The organism is Ornithinimicrobium carbonis, assembly GCF_977012275.1.
Window position 1 is genome coordinate 3,041,056 of record NZ_OZ348993.1, and the last position, 20,880, is coordinate 3,061,935.

10 protein-coding genes and 1 tRNA gene are annotated in these 20,880 nt (G+C 72.0%); 5 read left to right on the plus strand and 6 right to left on the minus strand.

What is annotated here, in order from left to right; genetic code table 11:
• The first annotated feature begins 43 nt into the window (after positions 1-43).
• Positions 44-568 (plus strand): NUDIX hydrolase, encoded by a 525-nt coding sequence (locus tag ACWHYA_RS14000; RefSeq protein ID WP_425942671.1) that lies wholly within the window; start codon positions 44-46, stop codon positions 566-568.
• 15 nt (positions 569-583) lie between these two features.
• On the opposite strand, the gene ACWHYA_RS14005 is transcribed toward ACWHYA_RS14000, so the two are convergent.
• Complete coding sequence (locus ACWHYA_RS14005) at positions 584-1,669, minus strand: DNA polymerase IV (RefSeq protein WP_425942672.1); 1,086 nt, start codon at positions 1,667-1,669, stop codon at positions 584-586.
• Positions 1,670-1,798: 129 nt separating this feature from the next.
• Between ACWHYA_RS14005 and ACWHYA_RS14010 the strand changes: the two genes are divergently transcribed.
• A complete protein-coding gene (locus tag ACWHYA_RS14010) occupies positions 1,799-2,272 on the plus strand; it encodes a flavodoxin family protein (RefSeq protein ID WP_425942673.1) in 474 nt (157 codons plus the stop codon).
• A gap of 343 nt (positions 2,273-2,615) precedes the next feature.
• On the opposite strand, the gene ACWHYA_RS14015 is transcribed toward ACWHYA_RS14010, so the two are convergent.
• Positions 2,616-6,926, minus strand: coding sequence for a multicopper oxidase domain-containing protein (locus ACWHYA_RS14015; RefSeq protein ID WP_425942674.1), 4,311 nt, complete (start codon positions 6,924-6,926; stop codon positions 2,616-2,618).
• A 452-nt stretch (positions 6,927-7,378) separates the two neighbouring features.
• Here ACWHYA_RS14015 and ACWHYA_RS14020 point away from each other — a divergent pair, with 452 nt between their 5' ends.
• Positions 7,379-7,732: a winged helix-turn-helix transcriptional regulator gene (locus ACWHYA_RS14020; protein WP_425942675.1), complete on the plus strand. Its 354-nt coding sequence runs from the start codon at positions 7,379-7,381 to the stop codon at positions 7,730-7,732.
• Positions 7,733-8,253: 521 nt separating this feature from the next.
• Here ACWHYA_RS14020 and ACWHYA_RS14025 read toward each other — a convergent pair.
• The 3 genes from ACWHYA_RS14025 to ACWHYA_RS14035 all read right to left on the minus strand — a co-directional run bounded on the left by ACWHYA_RS14025 (position 8,254) and on the right by ACWHYA_RS14035 (position 12,507).
• Positions 8,254-8,330, minus strand: a tRNA-Val gene (locus tag ACWHYA_RS14025).
• A 214-nt stretch (positions 8,331-8,544) separates the two neighbouring features.
• Positions 8,545-11,007, minus strand: a complete 2,463-nt coding sequence (locus ACWHYA_RS14030) for a hypothetical protein (protein WP_425942676.1) — start codon at positions 11,005-11,007, stop codon at positions 8,545-8,547.
• Positions 11,008-11,592: 585 nt separating this feature from the next.
• Positions 11,593-12,507 carry an aminotransferase class IV gene (locus ACWHYA_RS14035; RefSeq protein ID WP_425942677.1) on the minus strand — a complete coding sequence of 305 codons (915 nt, stop codon included), beginning with the start codon at positions 12,505-12,507 and terminating at the stop codon, positions 11,593-11,595.
• A 45-nt stretch (positions 12,508-12,552) separates the two neighbouring features.
• Between ACWHYA_RS14035 and pta the strand changes: the two genes are divergently transcribed.
• Positions 12,553-14,667, plus strand: a complete 2,115-nt coding sequence (gene pta / locus ACWHYA_RS14040; RefSeq protein WP_425942678.1) for a phosphate acetyltransferase — start codon at positions 12,553-12,555, stop codon at positions 14,665-14,667.
• Position 14,668: 1 nt separating this feature from the next.
• The gene (locus ACWHYA_RS14045) at positions 14,669-15,898 is read left to right on the plus strand and encodes an acetate/propionate family kinase (protein ID WP_425942679.1); all 1,230 of its coding nucleotides are present in this window, start codon (positions 14,669-14,671) and stop codon (positions 15,896-15,898) included.
• A 37-nt stretch (positions 15,899-15,935) separates the two neighbouring features.
• Here the strand turns inward: ACWHYA_RS14045 and ACWHYA_RS14050 are convergent, their stop codons facing one another.
• Positions 15,936-20,744 carry an nSTAND1 domain-containing NTPase gene (locus ACWHYA_RS14050; RefSeq protein ID WP_425942680.1) on the minus strand — a complete coding sequence of 1,603 codons (4,809 nt, stop codon included), beginning with the start codon at positions 20,742-20,744 and terminating at the stop codon, positions 15,936-15,938.
• Positions 20,745-20,880: the final 136 nt, after the last annotated feature.

Sequence of the window (20,880 nt, forward strand, 5' to 3'; positions counted from 1 at the left end):
ACCGGCAGGAGCACGGCACACCTGCGCCCTTAGGGTCGGGGCCATGGGCCACGTGCAGGACCGGGAACCACCGGACGGCATCACCAAGCACTTCACCGTCGCGGTGTTCGTCGTCCACGCCGGGCACGTGCTGCTGCACCCGCACCGGAAGGTGGGCCTGTGGCTGCCCCCCGGCGGCCACGTCGAACCGCACGAGCTGCCCGACGACGCAGCGCTTCGGGAGACGCGCGAGGAGACGGGGCTGCAGGTGCGGCTCGTGGGGTCGCCGGGCATCGACCACGACGCCCCGGGGTCGCCCCGCCAGCTGGTGCGGCCGGAGGGGATCCAGGTGGAGGACATCTCCCCGGGGCACCAGCACATCGACCTCGTCTACGTCGCGGAGGTGGTGGGGGACGGTCCGCGGACCGCGGCCGGGCTGCCGGTCCTCGACGGGGACGAGCCGGAGATGCAGTGGGTGGACGCCGAGGGGTTGCTCGCCCGCCCCGTCACCGACGAGGTGCGGGCCTGGGCGCGGCTGGCGCTGCGGCTGGTGCCGCAGCGGCTGGCCCGGCGGGCCGAAGCACCCTGATCAGGTCCGCCCGCATCAGATCCGCCCACGGACCGGGGTGCGGTCCGCCCGGCCGGGTCCATCGGGCATGACCATCTCCGCGTGCACGCCGAGCAGCCGGACCTCCCGGCCGGCCTCCAGGCGCTCGGTCAGCGCCAGGGCCGCGGCCACCACGTCGTCGCGTTCCGTCGTCGGCGCAGGCAGCCTGCGGCCGTAGATTGTGGTGAAGTAGGGCGCGTAGCGCACCTTGAGCGTCACCCGGACCACGGCCCGTCCCTCCCGGGCGGTGTCGGCGAACGCCCGGGTGGCGAGGTCCCGGACGGCCTCGTCGACCTGCTCCGGCGAGGTCAGGTTCTCCTGGAAGGTCCTCTCCCTGCTGTGCCCGCGGGCGACCCACGGAGCGTCGTCCACGACGGAGGGGCCGAGGCCGCTGCCGAGCTCGTGGTACCAGCGGCCCATCCGGGGGCCGAACTCCTGCGTGAGCACCTCGACCGGGGCGCGGGCGAGCTCGCTGACGGTGCGTACGCCGTGACCGGCCAGCCTGCGCGAGACCCTGGGGCCGACGCCCCACAGGTCGACGACCGGCCGGTCCCCCATCACCGTGAACCAGTTCTGGTCGGTCAGCCGGAAGATGCCGCGCGGCTTGCCGAAGCCGGTGGCGATCTTCGCGCGGACCTTGTTGTCCCCGATGCCGACCGAGCAGTGCAGGTCGGTCGCCGCCAACACCTCCGACCGGGCGTGCTGCGCGACGCCCTCCGGGTCGTCGGTGACGACGCCCAGGAAGGCCTCGTCCCACCCCAGCACCTCCACGACCACCCCCTCCAGACCGCGCAGGGTCGCCATCACGGAGGCGGACGCCTCCTCGTAGGCCTGGTGGTCCGCGGGGAGGAACGTCGCCTCCGGAGCCTTGCGCAGGGCCGTGCGCAGCGGCATACCGGAGCGGACGCCGAGCTCGCGGGCGGCGTAGGAGGCGGTGGCGACCACTCCCCGCTCGGTGGGGTCACCGCGCCCGCCCACGACGACCGGGGTCCCGCCTAGCTCCGGACGGCGCAGCACCTCGACCGCGGCGAGGAACTCGTCGAGGTCGACGTGGAGCACCCACGGAACGGCGCCCTCGCTCATGGGTCCCAGTGTCGTGCGTGGGGCGGCCCGCCGCGCGTCCGGGCGGACTGTGACGCGGTAGACAGCCGACCTCCTTGCGGTCCCCCACGGACGGGTGTGTGCTGGAAGGACCACGCAGAGGTGAGGTCCATGACGTACCTGGTCGTCTACGAGTCCGCGTTCGGCAACACCCGGGAGGTCGCGGAGGCGGTGGCCGCGGGGCTCGGCGACGGGACGGATCTCGTCGACGTCGGGAGCGCCCCTCCGCTCGAGAGCCTCGACGTGGACTTGCTCGTCGTCGGCGCACCGACGCACGCCTTCGGGATGAGCCGGCCCCAGACCCGGGAGGACGCTGCCGGACGCGGCGGGCACCCGCCGACGACCGGGATCCGGGAGTGGCTGGACGCCGCCGGGAGCGCGACCCTGAAGGTGGCGACCTTCGACACGCACACCCGCAAGCCCAACCTTCCCGGCACGGCCAGCAGGGCGGCCGCCAAGAGGCTGCGGGCGCTGGGTTGCACGATGGTGGCGGCACCCGAGAAGTTCTGGGTGCACGGAGACAAGGGTCCGCTCCTGGACGGGGAGGCGGACCGGGCCCGGACGTGGGCGCAGGGTCTCCTCTGAGGAGGGGTTGCGCGGACGCCGCACGTCGAGACGGGCCTCGAGCGCTCACGAGGGCGCCTCAGGCGCCGCGTGCCTCACGTCTCCGGTCGAGCTCACGAAGGTGGGCGGGGGCGTAGCGGTCCGTGACCTTGAGTCCGAATCCGCGCAGGCGCTCGATGGCCATGGAGAAGTCCCACGTCAGGGCGACGAAGGCTGCCCACCGGGCGGGGCTCTATCACCGGGCGTCGCCCACGACACCCACCCGGGGCCTCGCGCAGCCGTCTCTGATGCCCCGGTCAGGACGGAGCCCGGGCGGATGCCTTCGCATCCACCCGGGCCCCTGTGCCCTGTCAGCGACCGCAGGTCACGGCAGCGCGAGGGTGTTGGACCAGCTCGACTGGGTGGTGTCACTGAAGGCGTGCACCCGGTAGAGGTAGGCCACTCCGGAGGTGACGGTCTGCGTGAACGTGCTGGTGCCTGCACCCACCGTGGCGTTCACGAGGTTGGTTCCGTCGCTGTTGGTGCGCTGGATGAGGAACCCGGTCTCGTTGTCCGAGTTGTCCGTCCAGCTGAGGTTCACCGTGGAGGTCTTCTTGTTCTTCACGGTGAGCGTCCCGGTGAGCCCGGTCGGTGCGTCGACCGGGTCGCCGGCGACCTGCCCGGTGCCACGGCTGTCGACCGTGATCGTCGGGAAGCCTCCTCCCGGCGGGATGTTGTTGAACGCCGGGTCCGAGTAGTCCCACGTGTCCCCGACCGTGTTGATCGCGTACACGTTGTACTCGTACAGGGTGTTCGTGTTGCCGATCGCATCCACGTACGTGGCCTCACCGGTTGCTGCACCGGTCTCGGTGGTCGCCGTGGACAGGCTCGTGAGGTTGACCCGGTCCTCGGTCTGGACCATGGCGATCTCCGACCACGGACCCGTGGAGCCCTCGACGCGCCGTTCGATGACGAAGGCGGTCTCGTTCTTCGAGTTGTCTGTCCACGTCACCGTGTTGATCCGGTTCCTGCCGTTGCCTGACGGCACGTAGTCGATGCCGGTGGGCGCTGTTGGGTTCACCGCCACGGCCTGGGAGCGCATCATGTCCATCTCCTCATGGCTGAGGATGTGGCAGTGGAGCACGTACTCCCAGCCGAAGTTGACGTAGTGGTTGAGCACGTCGATCGGCTCACCGTCGGGGTTGAAGGCCATGAGCGGCAGGCCCAGCGCCTCCTGCTGCGTCGTGTTCGCCAGGTAGGCGCCTGCCGGCATGGACGGGTCGAGCAGCCGGACACTGTTCGGCAGTCCGCCCCACTCCTCCGGGATCGGCGGGATGATCGGCCGCACCGCGACGATGGTGTCCTCCAGCGGGCTGATCCGGACGGTGTCCTTCCAGCCGAGCTCGGTCGCCTCCGGCTTGCGGACGATCCCGTCCCAGCCGACGCGGTTGAGCAGCTGCACGTCATACAGGTGGAAGTGGATGGGGTGCGTGTCGACCCCGTTGTGCGTGAACTTCCAGATCTGCGTGCCGTCCGCGGCAGAGGAGATCGGCGTGGCCTCCATGCCTGGCGGCAGCTCGATGCCGTCGAGCACCTCGGTGGGTGGCATCGAGAAGCCGTACAGGATCATGTTCTGCAGACCGGCCTGGGCGTTCGGTGTCTCCACCCCCAGGAACCCGCTCATGCGCCCGTACTCCTGTTCGAAGGCCTCGCCCATCTCGTCCTGGATCATCTTGGGCTTGAGATCGGTCGTCAGCCGCTCGGCCACCGTAGAGGTGGTGAAGGGGGCGCCGGGCGCGGTGTCCGCATCCGGGTCGACGAGCCGGTCGAAAGTGAGCGACGTGTCGTAGATCTGCACTGTGCCGTTGCGCGGGAGGGCTGTCCGGAACGATGTGCCGTACGCGCTGTTGTACTCGCCCTGGCCGACGATGATCGGCTTCTGCCCGGCCTCGAACACGCCCTTTCCGTCAGCCGTGTGGTTGAATGCGGTGCTGAGCTTGCCGACGTCGAACGCCGGAGCCGGGGCGGTGTCCGCGACCTTGATCTGCATGACGGTGCGGGTGTTGGGCCCGTACCCCGGAAGGGTCGACGCCGTGCCACCGGACTCGCGGTAGTCGCCGTTGCCCGTGTAGTAGTCGTAGCGCGGGTCGCGTGCCGGGAACGCCGCGGGTGCGTCGTTGTAGACGATCAGCGTCTGGCCGGCGTACTGCGACAGGTCCACCACCACGTCGAAGCGCTCGGCGGGTGCGACGAGCAGCGAGTGCTGGTCGACGTTGCCGGCGTTGAACACGGTCGGGTCGTTGACCCAGGTGGTCGGGTGCGCCGGGACCTCGACCGGGGCCGGCAGGAAGCCGCCCTCGGTGCCCATGACGACCCAGTCCGGGCCCTCGGTGCCGGCGACCGGCGTCGGGAAGACCGTCGGGTCCTCCAGCGCGGCTGCGACCTCGTCCGGGTTGAGCGCCACCTCGGTGCACGCCACCCCGGTGCTCTCGGCCACCGGTGCGGTGGTGCCGTCGCACACCGTGCCGTTGGCGTCGACCGCCTGGTACATCGACAGGTTGAAGAACCGGTCGTTGGCCGCGTTGAGGATCCGGAACCGGTAGGGCTTGGGCTCCAGGGTCGTGGTCGGGTAGGCCGCCCCGTTGACCATGGGGGTGTCCATGAACGCCTCCATGCCCATCGAGTTGTACGGCACACCAGGCATCAGCGCCGGCTCGCACCAGCCCGCCTCAGGGTCGCAGGTGGGATCGAAGTACGCGTTGTCGATCGGGCCGTACTCCACGTTGTTCGTCGGCGGCCAGAACCACGGACCGTAGGCCCAGCGGCCGTAGGCGTTGACACCGGAGACGTCGCCCGGGTTCTGCGCCGGGGAGTAGACGTGCGGCAGCCAGAGGCTTCCCTCGCCACCCCAGGCCGTCGTGTCCCACGTCTCGTCCTGAAGGTCGAGCTGGGCCTGGTTGGGCACGAAGGTCTTGTCCTGGAACACGAGCGGGATCGTCGAGGCCGCGTCCGGAATGGTCCCGGCAGTGACCAAGGCCTGCTCGGTCTCGTCCTGGATGATGTATGGCGCGGCCGAGCCGGCGTACACGTTGAGTCGCGTGATGCCCCACGAGTGGTCGTGGTAGAACATCAGCCGCGCGCTCTGGGCGTTGGTGTAGTAGAACGTCTGGACGCCGTCGGTCGGGTCCTCAGCCGCCGGATCCATGTCCGGCACGTTCTTGACGCTCACGCCCTCAGGGAACGGGGTGTCCTCGTTCGCCGGCGTGATCCACTGGTGCGGGGTGCCGTCGGAGATCCACGGGGTGATGCCGCCGTGCAGGTGGATGATCGACCGGTTGTCGGAGTAGCAGTCCCCGCTCGCCACCAGACCGGGCTTCGTCGCAGGGTCGTTGCACATGGGGACCTGCGGGTCGACCATGTCGGGCATGGCTTCCATCATCTCGTGACCCTCGGGCGTCATACCCGCGCCCATCACCGTGGTGTCCACCGGCAGGAACAGGTTGCCCTCCGCACCCGTCGGCAGCAGGTTGCGGAACTTGATCCGGACCGGCTTGTCCTTCTGGGCCACGATGGCCGGGCCCAGATAGCTGGGCGCGGTGTAGCCGAAGTACCCGTTGCCGAGGTCGTAGTGGGCGCTGTTCGCGTCCGCGTTCGCGGGGGTTTCCAGCTGCACGTAGCCGCGCAGCGTGGTTGCCGGCAGGTCCTGGTGCAGCTGCTGGGTGTACTCGACGAGGGCGATCTCGTAGTAGTCGGCAGCCGGCGTCGTCCCGTCGACGGGGAAGGACGCCGTGTCGGCGACGGCGGCTGGGATCTCCGGCAGCGGGTCGACGAACTTGCGGATCCCACCGGTGATGGTCACCTCCTGCGGACCCACCATGCTCGCCGCGAAGGAGTACGTCCGCGCCTGGGCGGTGTACGGCGGGTAGGGAGCCGTCCCCAGGGTGATCGTCGAGCCCTGGGCGGGCAGTGCAGCAGAGGGGTAGTAGATGCTGTCCGTGCCCGATCCGGGGGTGTAGGGAATGCCCTGACCGTAGTGGGCGATGCGGTCACCCGCCATGACCTCGAAGTTGGTCACGCCGTATGCGGCCACGCCGGTCGTGGCGGGCGTCACGAGCTGCCCGCTGTCGAAGACGACCGTGTACTCGTTCGGGTTGTCCGGGTTTCCCGTCGGCCGAAGGACGTACGCATGGAAGGGGAGCCCCTCCGACCCGGCCTGGACGTAGGTCTGGAACCCGTTCAGGAAGCCGTCGGACAGCACCCCTGGGCTCATCACGAGGACGTTCGACGCGGTGTCTGTCGGGTTCGTCCGCTGGATCACGTCGTTGCCGACCAGAACGCTGTCGCCCGCTGCCGTCGTCAACTCGGGCAGCGGGCTGTTCGCGTAGTTCGGGTGGCTGAAGTAGCGGGGCGCATCACCGGGGGCCGCAGCCGCGGTGATCATCTCGGCGTCTACCACCATCATCGGGTTGAGCGCGCCGTCCTGCAGCGCTCGAGCGGCCGCAGCCTCACGGTCGGCCTGGTCGATCGTCTTCTCCTGCTTCTCCTTGACCTTCTCGGCCTTGTCCTTGTAGCGGTCCTGCTCATCGGGCTGCGCCGCCACGAGCGCAGGGATGTCGGCACCGGCTGGGGTGACGGCGGGAGGGTTGGCCAGCCCCATGGGTAGCAGGGCGATGGCCGCGAAAGCAGCGATGCCCATGTTTCTTTTCACTGTCGTGCTCCTTCCGAGTGGAGGCTGGGCCACGGCGCGAAGCCGTCCGACACCTTCGTCGGGTCCGTCGCAGCGACCGCTGTCCCCGTGCCTGGTGCGGTGGCGACGATGGCGCCGACCCCGGCGGGCACCGCGAGCAGCATCGCTGTCGTGATGGTGATTCTGGCTTCGCGTGTCGTGCCGTCCGACATGACGGACCTCGCCCCTGTGATCGTGTCCCTGGTGGCCACGGATGTGTGGACCGTAGGACCGCTGGGAATTCCCTCACAAGAGAAACCTCGCTCCGGAAACGCCGTTCGCGAATCCGAAAGGGCTCGGGCCCCATGGCCGCGCGCGTGGTCGGTCGACCCCTCCGGGCGTCGGACGTGCCGGGCGCCGGCCGGTGAGTCATTCGTCACCTTTCGGCGTCAGCAAAGGCCGATTCCCGTATCGTCGTTCATATGGGCCGGGACGGCTGGACGTTCCTCACCAACCACGGGCACGTGCTCGCGTGTCTGGCGGTGAACCCCGAGGTTCTCCTGCGGGACGTCGCGACAAGCATCGGGATCACCGAGCGCGCGGTGCAGCAGATCGTCGGAGATCTCGAGCGAGCCGGTGTGGTCATCCGAGTTCGGGTGGGGCGTCGCAACAACTACACCGTGCGCCGGGACGAGCTGTTCCGGCACCGCGTCGAGGGACGTGTGACGATCGGGGACTTCCTGGACCTCGTCGAGCGAGCCAACGCCTGTCCTCAGCGCAAACCTCTCCCGCATCGGTTTGTCCCCGCTGAGCCGGACCGCGTCGCCCGCCAGTGACGACCTGGCCCGGACGCCCTCGAGGCCGCACGCCACGGGAGGCCTCTTGGGCGGCGTGAAGATGAAGTGCTCCGCGGAGCGCTTCTAGCGTCGCCGAGACACAGGTCGATCCTGCAACGCAGACGCACTCCGGTGGTGGCGTTGACGCCGACTCCGACGACGGCGACGGCGACGGCGCACGCTGGCCGTTTCGGCGGCGCTGAACCGGAGGGCGCGCAGGTCGACCCGGTCGCTGAGCGGGCACGAGGTGAGGCCGATGCTGCCCGCCCAGGCGGCGCGCCTGGGGGTGCGGGGCGTCAGCGGCCGACGGCGACCTGCGCGGCGAGGGTCCAGCGCTGCTGCGTCGATCCGGACAGCATCCCCCGCGATCTCGTCCACGCGCCCGCTTCGCCCGTCAGACCGCGGGTCGAGCGCGGCCCTCGGGGGTCGACCGGGCCGATATTCGGGGGTCATCCGACACGCCAGGAAGACGAATCGCGGCCTGTCCAGGCGTTTCCGCTGGGTCAGGCCGCGATCGGTGCTGGTGGACGTGAAGGGACTCGAACCCCTGACCTCTCGCGTGTGAAGCGAGCGCTCTAACCAGCTGAGCTACACGTCCAGGCACCCGACGGGCGCGGGGACCTACTGTAGCGGCCTGCGGTCGCCCGACGAAATCCGTGACGCGGCTCCTGGGGAGGTGCCGAGACCGGCCTGCGGACGAGCACAGCCTGGTGGCTCGAAAGCCTCTCGTGACACCGCTGACCGAGCCGTCGTGACGGACGTCCATTCGTCGCGGTCGCCTTCCTCACCCACGAGACCTCACCCCGCTTCCCTCAGAAGGGTGGGGGGTCGTCGGGGGCGGGGCGGGTGGCCCAGCCGTCGGTGTGGCCCTGGGTGGCGGGTCTTGACGCCCGGGGGTCCTGGGTGCGGGGGGTGTCGGGTGTCTTTGCGGCGGTGGTGTCCATGCCGAGGAGCTGTTCGGGGGTGGGGCCTTTGAGGTCGGCGTGGCGGCCGTCGCGGGCCAGGGCCAGGCGGGGGTCGATGCTGGCCCAGCCGGCCAGGCGCAGGTCGTAGGCCTCGGCGTCGACGAGGTCGTCGGTGGCGCGGGCCGGGGCGCCGGCGTGGCGGTGCACGATCGCGGCGTACAGGAGGCGGTTGGCCAGGTCGGCCCGGTCGGCCATGGCCGAAGCGGTGTCCCGGTCCTCCACGTCGGCGGCCCGGTCGGCGACCGTCGTGTCGTCGTTCCCGGTGGCGTTCGGTCCCTGGGTGCTGGCGCGGGGGTCGGCGGCCAGGGTGTCCAGGCGGGTCAGGTACTGGCGGTAGTCGTGCCCGCGGGTGGTCACGACCTGTCGCAGCAGGGTGGTCCAGGTCAGGTCGCGGCGTTGGTTCATCGCCGAGGACCACAGCCGGGCGGTCTTGACCGCGTGGAAGAAGACGCCCTTGCCGTTGAGGTTGGTCTCGGCCGTCGGGCCGCCGTCCTGGTGCTCGTGCTCGTGGTCGAGCTGCCAGCGCTGCGGCGGGGTCCGCTCCCCCGGGCCGCGCCCGTACACGTCGGCCGCCGCGACCTGCCGGCGCATGTCCGCGTCGGGCCGGTAGGCGCTGATCGTGCGCTCGATGCACCGCCCGTCGGCCGGATCGACCAGGATCCGGTGCATCGTGGTCCCCGGAGCCAGCACCAGCTCCCGCGCCTGACCCGGGGTCAGGAACGCCGGGTGCAGCCCCACCAGCTCGGCCACCGTGCCCGACCACGCCACTCCCGGCAACGGGACCTGCCCTACCACCGGCCAGCCCGGTGGCACGGCCATCGGTGCCGGCGCGCACGGCCAGGGCGACGCGTCCGGAGAGGGCGACGCGTCCGGAGAGGGCGACGCGTCCGGAGAGGGCGACGCGTCCGGCGAGGGCGGTGGCGCTCCTGGCGGGGTGGGCGGCCCTGCTGAGGACGGCAGGGCCGACTGGTCCCCGCATCGTCGGGCGAGCCAGTCCGGCAGCGGAGGCCAGCCAGGGCCGGCCAGGGTCAACGACCCGAGCCCGGTTCGACCATCACCGGCCTCGTCAGTGCCGACGACGCCACCTGGGCCGTGCGCACGCTCGGGGCCCGAGCCGGAGCGGGTGTGCGCGCACCGGGGGCAGGCCACCTCACCGGTCAGGCAGTCCCACGGGACGACGACCTGCAGGTCCACCGGTGGGGTCGCCGTCGTGACCGCGGCCAGGGCGTCCAGGTCCTGCGGTGTGAGCAGCTCATCGACGACCTGGGGAATCGCGACCGTGCCGTGCAGCAGGAGACTGGCGCACAGGTCCGAGCGCAGCTGGGCCAGCGAGCGTTCCTCCCCCGCACCCCTCAACGTCCTGGCCATCCGGTCGATGCGGGCGAACACGCCCACGCCCGAGATCAACGGGGTGCGCACACCCACCGTGGCGGTCCCGTCGTCATGCACCCGCAACCAAGCGTCCCGCCCCGCGACCGCCTCGTCGCGGGCGGCCCGCGCGGACCGCTCGTCCCTGCCCCTGGCCCGGACCACCTCACGCTCGAGCGCGGCGTAGAACTCCTTGACCGCCCACGCCCGACCGTGCAACTGCCCGTCCGGATCCAACCGCTCCGGCGCCGCACACGCCACGTCGCTGCCGAAGAGCGCCGAACCGATCATGCTCACGTCCTCGGTCGGCAGCGACCCCGCCTTGGTCCAGAACCGGCGCACCAGGTGCCAGGGCACCTCACCGCGGCGCAACGCACCCAGCACCGCTCCGACGATCCCCTCCGGCGCGCACGCCACCGCGACCATGTCCCGGGCCTCTCCGCGGCCCAGACCCAGAGCCACCTCCAGCTCGGCAGCCACCAACGACTTCACCCGCGCCCGCCACCTGCCCCAGGCCGTGGCCGACAACCCCGCCGAGTCCCCGATCCCCTTCTCCTGCAGCAACCGCCGCCCCGTGCGCACCGCCAGATCCGCCACCGCGACCAGCTGCACCGCCTCCATCCGGCACCGCAACAACGCCAGCACCCCCACCCCGTGGACGGCCTGCAGGTCCATGGCCGGGGCAGTGAGAACTCCCTCGTGCTCCGCCGCCACCACGGCCGCACCCGCCATCGCCTCCACCGTCGCCGCTCCCAGGCCCAGATCGGACAGCACCCGACCCAGAGCCCCGACCGGGTCGGCCAACGCCAACCCCGGATCGTGCTCGACCGGCGGCTCGACCCAGGCCCCGGGGCCGGTCACATCCTGCCAGTCCAACGACTCCCCCACCGCGCATCCCTCGGCGTCATAGGGCTCCACGTCCTCCCACGGCGGCTCCACCACCGCAACACCAGGACCCGACCCACCCGACACCCACGACGCCCCACCACCACGACCGGCACTGCGACTGCCACCCATCGAACCCCTCCTCCCCAGACATCCCCCTGCCTGAGACCCATATTAGGACACCTGTTCGAAGAGCGCAAGAGGTATCCCCAACCCTCTTGGGCCACCAGGTGGCGCAGTCCGACCGTGACAGCTGGTGGGCCGGCCCGGGGGGCGGGCGAGGATCGGGACTGCGCGGACCTGCTCGGGGCACGTCGGAGCGGGTCAGAGGACAGGCAGACCACGGACTCGGCGCCCGGACCGAGGCGCCGGGACGCTCAGGCAGCCCGGCTCCCACGGCATCCCGATCGACCCACGAGGTCGGATCGGCTTGTGCTTCGCAGGATGAACACCCGCCCGTACCCGCCCGACCGTCCACCAGAGACCCCGAGGTACCCGGCGGCGCGACGGGTAACGACGCGACTCCCCCTCGACGGACGCGCCTCCCTCGTCCCGCGCGACTCCCCCTCGACCGACGCGCCTCTCCCTCGACCCCTACACCTTCCCCCCGACCCGCGTGCCTCCCCCTCGACCCGCGCCGCGTCAGGGGTTGTGGTCGACGGCCGCCCGGCGGGCGAACATCTCCTGGGCGAACCGGGTCACGGGCCCGGCCCCGTCCCCCAACGACCTCGGCATGACGACCGGGGCCGGCAGCTCGAGCCCGGTCGCCGTCGTCGCAGGCCCCGTCACCTCGATCCGCGTCACCGCGCAGACGTCCCGGACCGACGACGTGATCCACACCTCGTCGGCCTCGTCGAGGACCGCGACCGGAAGGTGCGCCTCGACGACCTCCACCCCCTCCGCGCGCAGCCACTCGATCGTGAGGGCACGGGTCACGCCCGCCAGCGGACCGGCAGTCAGCGCCGGCGTCATCACCACCTCACCGAGGACGACAAACACGTTGGACCCGGTCCCTTCGCACAGCTCCCCCGCCATGTTCGGCAGGAGCGCCTCGGCGGCTCCGGCCCGTTTCGCGGCCGCGAGAGCGACCACGTTCTCGGCGTACGACGTCGTCTTCAGCCCCGTCAGCGCACCTCGTTCGTTGCGCGCCCACGGAACGACCGCGACCGCGGTCGTGCGCGGCGGCGGCTCCTGCTCCTGCCCGGTCACGAGGTATGTCGTGCCACCCGTCCCGCGCTCGCTCCCCAGAGGTCCGGGGCCGGCCGTGACGGTGTACCGCAACCGGCCGAAGCTCATCGGGCCGACCCCGAGAACGGCGTCGATCCCCTCCTGGACCCGGTCCCGGTCCAGCGGTGACAACCCCAGCCCCGCCAGGGACCGGTCCATCCGGGCGTGGTGCCGGTCGGCGGCGAAGACCACCCCGTCGACGACCTTGGCCGTCTCGAACACCCCGTCGCCCACGGTGAACCCGTGGTCCAACGGCAGCAGGGCCGGCTCGGCCGGCCCCACGAGGCGCCCGTCCACCCACACCCGCACCTGCGGCATACCTGCGTCCATGGGGGTCACTCTCGCACGGAGGCCTCCAGCGATAGGGTCAGGTCCGTGGTCAACGCGCTGTACCTGTCCTCGGCCGAGACGCAGTCCGGCAAGTCCGCACTGGCCGTCGGCCTCCTGGCCGAGCTGTGCGCACGGGGCGGTCGGGTGGGGGTGTTCCGCCCGATCGTGCTCGACACCGCGCACGACCCCCTCCTCGAGCTGCTCCACCCGATGTCCACCTCCCCCGCAGAGGCGTCCGCGGCCGTCGGGGTGACCTACGACGACGTCCACCAGGGGCATGACGCAGCCGTCGGCGCCGCGGTGGAGCGGTTCCACGCCTACGCCGCCGAGCACGACACGGTCCTCGTCGTCGGGTCCGACTTCACCGGGGTGCCCGCGCCGACGGAGTTCTCGGTCAACGCCGCCATCGCCGCGCACCTGGGGGCACCGATGGTGCTGGTGGTCCCCTGCCTGGACCGGTCGCTCGAGGAGAGCGTCACCGCGGCCCAGGTCATCTACTCCGAGGCGAGGAGCAGGCACGCCGACGTCGCGGCGGTCGTCGCGAACCGGGTGCCGTCCGAGCAGGGGGAGGCCGTCCGCGCGGGCATCGTGGAACGGCTCCGCTCGGAGGTCACGCCCACCGGAAAGCGGCGGGCCAGCGTCGGCACCGCCGCCCCGGTCTTCACCGTGCCGGGGGACCCCCTCCTCAGCGCCCCGACGATGCGCGACCTCATGGCGGCCGTCGACGGGCGGCTGCTGCTGGGCGAGGAGTCGCTGCTGGACCGCGAGGTGACGGGCATGGTCGTGGCCGCCATGACCATGCCGCACGTCCTCGACCGGCTCCACGAGGGGTGCGCCCTGATCTGCCCGGGGGACCGCGAGGAGGTGCTGCTGGCCTCGCTGCTGGCCCACCGCGCCTCGACGTTCCCGTCCCTGTCCGGCATCGTCCTCAACGGGGGCTTCCTGCCCAGCGAGCAGGTCCACCGCCTCGTGGAGGGCGTCGGCGTCGAGCTCCCGGTCGTGACCTGCACGACGGGGACGATGACCACGGCCACCGCCATCTCTCGGGTCCACGCCCGGATCGGTCCGGGCTCGACCCGCAAGATCGAACGCGCGCGGGCCCTGGTCCACCAGCACGTCGACATCGACACCCTCCTGCCCGTGGGCGGCCACGCCGGGGCGACCGGGCCCCGGGTCGTCACCCCCCTGATGTTCGAGCACGAGCTCACCGCACGGGCCCGGGCCGCCGACGCCCACATCGTCCTCCCCGAGGGCGTCGAGGACCGGATCCTGCAGGCGGCGGACACGCTGCTGGCCCGCCGGGTCTCCCGCCTGACCCTGCTCGGCGACGAGGGCGAGGTCCGCGCCCGGGCCGCCGCCCTCGGCCTCCACCTCGACGAGGCGGCGGTCGTGGACCCGCAGAGCAGCGACCTGCGCCAGGGCTTCGCGGAGGAGTACGCCCGGCTGCGGGCCCACAAGGGGGTCACGCCCGAGACGGCGTGGGACGTCGTCGCCGACCCGGCCTACTTCGGCACGATGATGGTGCACGGCGGACAGGCCGACGGGATGGTCTCCGGCTCGATCACCACGACCGCGCACACCATCCGTCCGGCCCTCGAGATCATCCGGACCGCGCCGGGCGTCTCGGTGGTCTCCAGCGTCTTCTTCATGCTGCTGGCCGACCGCGTCCTGGTCTACGGAGACTGCGCCATCAACCCCGACCCGACCGCCGAGCAGCTGGCCGACATCGCGATCTCCTCGGCGCGCACGGCCGCGAAGTTCGGGGTGGACCCGCGGCTGGCGATGCTGTCCTACTCCACCGGCGGCTCCGGCTCGGGCGCGGACGTGGAGAAGGTCCGCGAGGCGACCGCGATCGTCCGCGACCAGGCCCCGGACATCCAGGTGGAGGGACCGCTGCAGTACGACGCCGCGGTCGACCCCGCCGTCGCGGCGACCAAGATGAAGGACTCCCCCGTCGCCGGTCGCGCCACCGTCCTGATCTTCCCGGACCTCAACACCGGCAACAACACCTACAAGGCGGTCCAGCGCAGCGCCGGCGCCATCGCGATCGGCCCGGTCCTCCAGGGCCTGAACGCCCCGGTCAACGACCTGTCCCGCGGAGCGACCGTGCGCGACATCATCAACACGGTGGCGATCACCGGCATCCAGGCGAAGGGCTGACATGACCTCCACCGGCACGACCGCACCGGACGCCCGTTCCACCCGACGGGTCCTCGTCGTCAACGCCGGCTCCTCCTCGCTGAAGTACCAGCTCGTCGACCCCGACACCGGTGCCTCCGACGCCACCGGCCTGATCGAGCGGATCGGGCTGCCCGCCGGTCGCGTGCGGCACACCTGCGCCTCCGGCACGCACGCGCACGAGACGACGGTCCCCGACCACGTCCACGCCATGGAGCTGCTGCGTGCCGCCTTCGCCGAGCACGGTCCCGACCTGGCCGGGGTGCAGCTCGTCGCGGTCGGTCACCGCGTTGTCCACGGCGGTGCCGACTTCAGCGAGCCCATCGTGGTCACCCCCGCGGTCGTGGACGCGATCCGACGGCTCGTCCCGCTCGCCCCGCTCCACAACCCGGGCAACCTCCAGGGGATCCAGGTCGCCCAGCAGGTCTTTCCGGACGTGCCCCAGGTCGCGGTCTTCGACACCGCGTTCCACCAGACCATGCCCGCGGCCGCGTCGACGTATGCCGTGCCGCAGGCCTGGCGCGAGCAGTACCGCGTGCGCCGCTACGGCTTCCACGGCACCTCCCACGCCTACGTCTCGCGCCGCGTCGCCGACCTCCTGGGCCGTCCCCTGGAGGACGTCGCCACGATCGTGCTGCACCTGGGCAACGGCGCCAGCGCGACCGCCGTCGACGGTGGCCGCAGCGTCGACACCTCGATGGGAATGACGCCGCTGGAGGGGCTCGTCATGGGCACCCGGCCCGGGGACGTGGACCCCGGGTTGCCACGGCACCTGGCCGAGGTGGCCGGTCTGGGCGTCGAGGACTACGACCGGGCCCTGTCGAAGGAGAGCGGTCTGCTGGGGCTCACCGGGTCCGCGGACATGCGGGACGTCGAGCGCCGCATGGACGAGGGCGACGCCGACGCCCGGCTGGCCTTCGACGTGGTCGTGCACCGCCTCCTGCACTACGTGGGGGCGTATGCCGCGGTGCTGGGTCGGCTGGACGCGATCGTCTTCACCGCGGGGATCGGCGAGCACAGCCCCCTCGTGCGCGCCGCCGTCGTCGAGCGCCTCGCCGGCTTCGGCGTGCGGCTGGACGGGGCCGCGAACGAGGCGGCCGACGGCGAGACGTGCATCAGCACACCGGACAGCTCGGTGGCGGTCTGGGTGGTGCCGACCAACGAGGAGTGGGAGATCGCCAGCCAGGCCGCCGAGCTCGTCGCCCGGGGCTGACGGAGCCAGACCGGACACCCGCCGGGACGGCACGGGATCAGGTCTGGCTCAGCAGCAGCTGGTCGCCCCAGAGGTAGCGCTCGAAGACCGGTCCGCGGAACCCGTCGGCGTGCAACCTCAGGCCTCCCTCCTCGACGCTGAAGCGCGCCTCGAGGTACAGGCCGAGATAGCACCAGGTGCCGCGCTCCGCGTCGAGCCGCAGCATGTCCCCCGTCACGGTGTAGGTGCCCTCGCAGTGGGCCTCAGCACCCTCGACCTGTCCGGACGTGGCCACGTCCCGCACGACGCGGAACGACCTGTCCTCCAGGTGCAGCCGCATCCCGGCTGCCTCGCCGAGGATCTCGGCGGACAGAGCGGCGAGCTCCTCCGTCGAACGCTGGTCGAGGGTCGCTCCCTGCTCTGCCTCGACACCGGCCCGCATGTCCGCGTGGAAGTCCTCGGCGCGTCGACGCAGCACGTAGCTGCCGTCCAGGTCGGTGGCTGTCGGCCCGTCCCGCAGCTGCCCCAGGGACGGGCAGGACCCCTCGAAGCCGAAGCTGCGGCACTCGGCCGTCGTCAGGGGCCGGTTCAGCCCCTCCCGTGCGACCGCGATGAGCTCGCCAGGGTCCGTGAGGACCGTGTCCAGGGTCCCGTCGTCGCGCAGCAGGACCAGTCGCCGGTCGTCGAGCCAGGCCACGGCGTGAACCGCCTGGCTGACGGGGATTTCGTGCACCAGGTCCAGGGTCCCGGTGTCCCACAGGCGAACCAGGCCCTGCGCGGCGGCCGTGGCCACGCGACTGCCGTCGGGGCTGAGCTCGGCGTCCATCACGGTGCCCTCATGCAGCGACTGTCGTGTGTGCTGCGGGACCAGCGACTCCCGGTCGAGGACGTGCAGCGTGGCGTCCGCGCCGCCGCCCGGCGCGCCGACGTTCGTGACGCCGACGAGGTCACCGCCGCCCAGGAAGCCCACGACGGGCATGTACGAGGCGTCGAGCACGGGCGCCGCCGAGCGTCGTGCCACCTTCCAGCTGTCCACGTCCAGGACGACGACGTGGCCGGTCTCGGTGCTGACGACCAGCTCCGTCCCGTCCGGGGTGAAGACGAGGTGCGTCGGGGCCCCACCGGTCTCCGGGTCGGCGACGGTCCCTGCGTGCAGGAGCTCTCCCGAGCCGGTGTCCCACACGGTCAGGCCCCCGGACGACCCGGGGCAGCTGATCGCGGCCACCAGCCCACCGTCCGGTGAGAACGCCACGGCGCACGGGTCCAGGAAGAACGGCTGCTCCGGGAACGGCGCGCAACCCTCCGTCACCGCACCCCTCTCGCCCCAGACGAGCGGGCACATACCCCCCAGCCGGACGGGGTCGGCCCGAGCGTCGTCGGCCAGGACCTCGAGGTAGAGCTGGTTGACCGCCCCGGCGGGCGCCGCCGGAGGACTCCCCACGGACTCGCGCCACTGCATACCGGAGTCGGACCACACGACCCGTCCGGCGTCCAGCTGCGTCGTCCGAGCCGTCGCGAGATCGGTGCGGTGGTGGCTCCACGAGGAGGCATCTTCGCAGCGGACGCTCGTGTGCACACCGCCGTCCCGGACCATCATCTCGGTGATGTCGCTCGTGACGGGGCACACCCGGCCCCGGGTGCCGCTCTCCCCGCGGTTCGGGTCCACGACCGACACCTCGATCCCCGCCGCGTCCGCCACGGTGACCAGCCCGTCAGCCGCCACCGACACGCTGCCGGCGCGGAGCCCCCGGTGCGAGCCGAGGCGTTCACCCGTCCGGACGTCCCACCAGCTGACGGTGCCGTCCTCGGTGACGGTGGTCAGGCTCTGCCCGTCGGGGTGGAAGTCAGCATAGAAGCCGATCCCCCTGGGGTCCTGAAACGTCACCTCGTTGCCGGTGGCCACCTCGCGCACGGTCCATGCGTTCAACCCCTGGAGCACCCAGGCACCGTCCGGGGAGACGTCGCGCAGCGTGTCCCCCGCCCACCGGGCGACCTCCTCCCCGGACGCCAGGACCCGCACGACCACCTCGCGAGTCCCGCCCGCACGGTCCTCGTGCACGACGAACCGGCCGTCGGCGCTCAGACGCGCGGACCCGACGAGGTTCGTGATGCCCTCAGCCAGCACCGTCCGCTCACCGGACCCACGGGCGACCAGGACCAGGTCGCGTCCCTCGCTCAAGGTCCAGTCGCAGCTCGGGCTCGCGGCGGCGTAGACCACGACATGCGTCTGCGTGGCGCTGAGGAGGCCTCCGCCGCACGCGCCGACGTCGACGACGTCCTCGAGCTCGTAGGTCTCGGTGTCGTAGATGTGCACCCCGAGCAACGTCGGCGGCGGTTCGTCGTTCGGCGGACCGATGCGTCCCGTGTGCGTGGGGTTCCACAGCACACCGGCCGCGAGCTCGGTGCCGTCGGGGGTGAAGTAGGCCCTGTCGAAGATGGCCGACGCAGCGTCCAGCGTCCTCGGAAGCTCGAGGGTGGCCACGGGCCGACCGTCGAGCTGCTGCACCTCGACGAACCGGGTGCCGGCGTCGGGCCACTCACTGGTCATGGCCACCCGGTCCCCGTCCGGGTGGAGGTCGGCGGTGAGTCGACCGAACGCGTGCGGGAAGGTCAGACGGGCCACGACCTGGTCGGTCGCGAGGGCCTGGTGCAGGGCGGCCGAGGTTTGGACGCTCGGTGTCTCCGGACCCGCCTCGGCAGCGGCCACGGCGAGCGTGCGCCCCAGACCGGGGTCCGAGTTCATGGCCTGCAGCGAGGACGCCGCCAGCTCGTGGGCCCGTGCTCGGAGCGCCTCGACGTCGGCACGGTTTGCCTGCCGCACCGCGGACGTGCCGAGGAGCGTGGCCACGAGAGCCACGACGGCCACGGCGGCGGCCAGGGCGCGGAGCCGTCGCACGCTGCGCCTCTGCCGTGCCGCCTCCTCCTCCAGACGGCGCACCTCACGCTGGTGGACCGTCCGGCCGGCGTCGAGGAACTCGCGCTCTACCTGGGTCAGCGACGGGCCGACGCGGCGCTCCCACTCGGAAGCTGCGGCCAGACGCGCGCCGCGGTACAGCTCGTCCTCAGGACGGCCGCTCGCGTCCCACGCGAGCGACGAGTCGGTGAGGTGGTGCCACAGCAGCTGGCCCTGCAGGTCCTCGGCGAGCCAGCGCCGCAGGCGCGGCCAGGCACGGACGAGCGAGGCGTGGGCGATCTCGACAGCACCCTGGTCGCGGGTGAGCAACCGGGCGCGGACCAGCCGCTCGACGATGCGCTGCCGCTGGTCGTCCGGGGCAACCACGTCCCGCGGCATCCGGGTGAGCACCGGCTCGCGGTCGGGGCTGGGGGTGACGAGCCGCAGGAGCAGGTCGCGCAGCGCGGACCGCTCCTCGGCCGTGAGGTCGCGGTAGACGTGCTCGGCCGACTGCGCCACGGCACCCTGGATACCGCCCGAGGCCTCATACCCTGACACGGTCAGGGTGCGTCCCTCGCGCCGCTCCCACGTCTGCCGGAGGGCGTGGGCCAGCATCGGCAGGGCCCCGGGCTCCTCGGCCACGTCGCGGACGAGGACGTCCACCAACCCCGGTTCGAGCAGCAGGCCGGCGACCCTCGCCGGGCCCTCGACGACCTCGCGCAGGGCCGTCGGCTCGAGGCGGGCCAGCAGGTAGAGGCCGGGCTCGAGAAGCCGGACGAGGTCGGGGTAGGCCGCGAGCTCGCCCAGACGGTCTGCCGAGACGGCGAGCACCGGACGGACTCGCGGGGCGAGGTCGACGAGAGTGGCCGCGAAGCTGCGGCGCTCGACCTCGCGGTCGCAGAGGGTGACCAGCTCCTCGGCCTGGTCCACGACGAGGACCACGTCGTCCCGGGGTCCGACGCCTGCCAGGCTCGTCTCCAGACTGGACAGGGGACGCGCGCCGGGGGTCATGACGACGACCCGGTGGCCGCCGTCGGCCAGGCGGGCCGACACCCCTGCTCGCACGAGGGAGGACTTGCCGGACCCGGACGGACCGACGACTGCGAGCACCCCGTGGGCCGTCCACATCGTCAGACATTCCAGGATCTCCCGTTCCCGACCGAAGAACGACGCAGCGTCGTCCACGTCGAAGGGGACGAGTCCGGGGTACGGCGGCTGACCGGAGGGTGAGGGTGCCGTGCTCCGGTCCAGCGCCGGGTCCTGACGCAGGATCGCCTTCTCGAGCCCAACGAGCTCCGGCCCGGGATCGAGGCCGAGCTCGTCGAGAAGGTGCTCGCGAGCCGTGCGCAGGGTGGCGAGCGCGTCGGCCTGCAGGCCGGACTGGTACTGCGCCCGAGCCAGGAGGTGCCAGCGTCGCTCCCGCAGCGGCTGCTCGCCGACGCGCGTCCGTGCCTCGGCCAGCACCTCGTGGTGCTGGCCGGAGGCGCTGCGCGCCTCGAGCGACAGCTCCTCGGCCTGCAGCCGCAGAGCAGTGAGCCGCTCGGCCTCGAGGCGTCCTGGCTCCCACTCCTCCAGCTCCGGCAGGGGGTGGCCGCGCCACAGGTCCAGGGCCCGCCGCGCGGTGTAGGCGGCGCGGTCCGGCTCACCCACCGCGAGCTGCTCCACGCCCTCCGCAAGCAGTCTCTCGAACCGGCGGGCGTCCACGTCGTGCGCCGGAACGACGAGCCGGTAGCCGCTGGGCCCGGTCCGGATCGCCTCCGCCCCCAGCACGCGGCGCAGGCGGACCACGCAACCCTGGACCACCTTGGCGGCGCTGGCAGGGGGAGCCTCGCCCCACAGAGCCCCGGCGAGGGCGTCCACCGACACCTCCTGACCGAGCCTGGTGACGAGGGCCGCCAGCACCACCCGGTCGCGCGGTGCCAGGGACGGGGTCCCGTCATCCGTGACGAGCGGTCCCAGCACGTTGATGGCCATACCTCACGGTCCCGTCGGCCTTGACGTCGCGTCTAGACCATCCCACCTGCATGTTTACCGGGCTGATACCGGTGCTGCACCAGACCGGTACCGCCCGGACACATGGTGTTGGCACCGGGCCGCAGGGGCTCGGGAG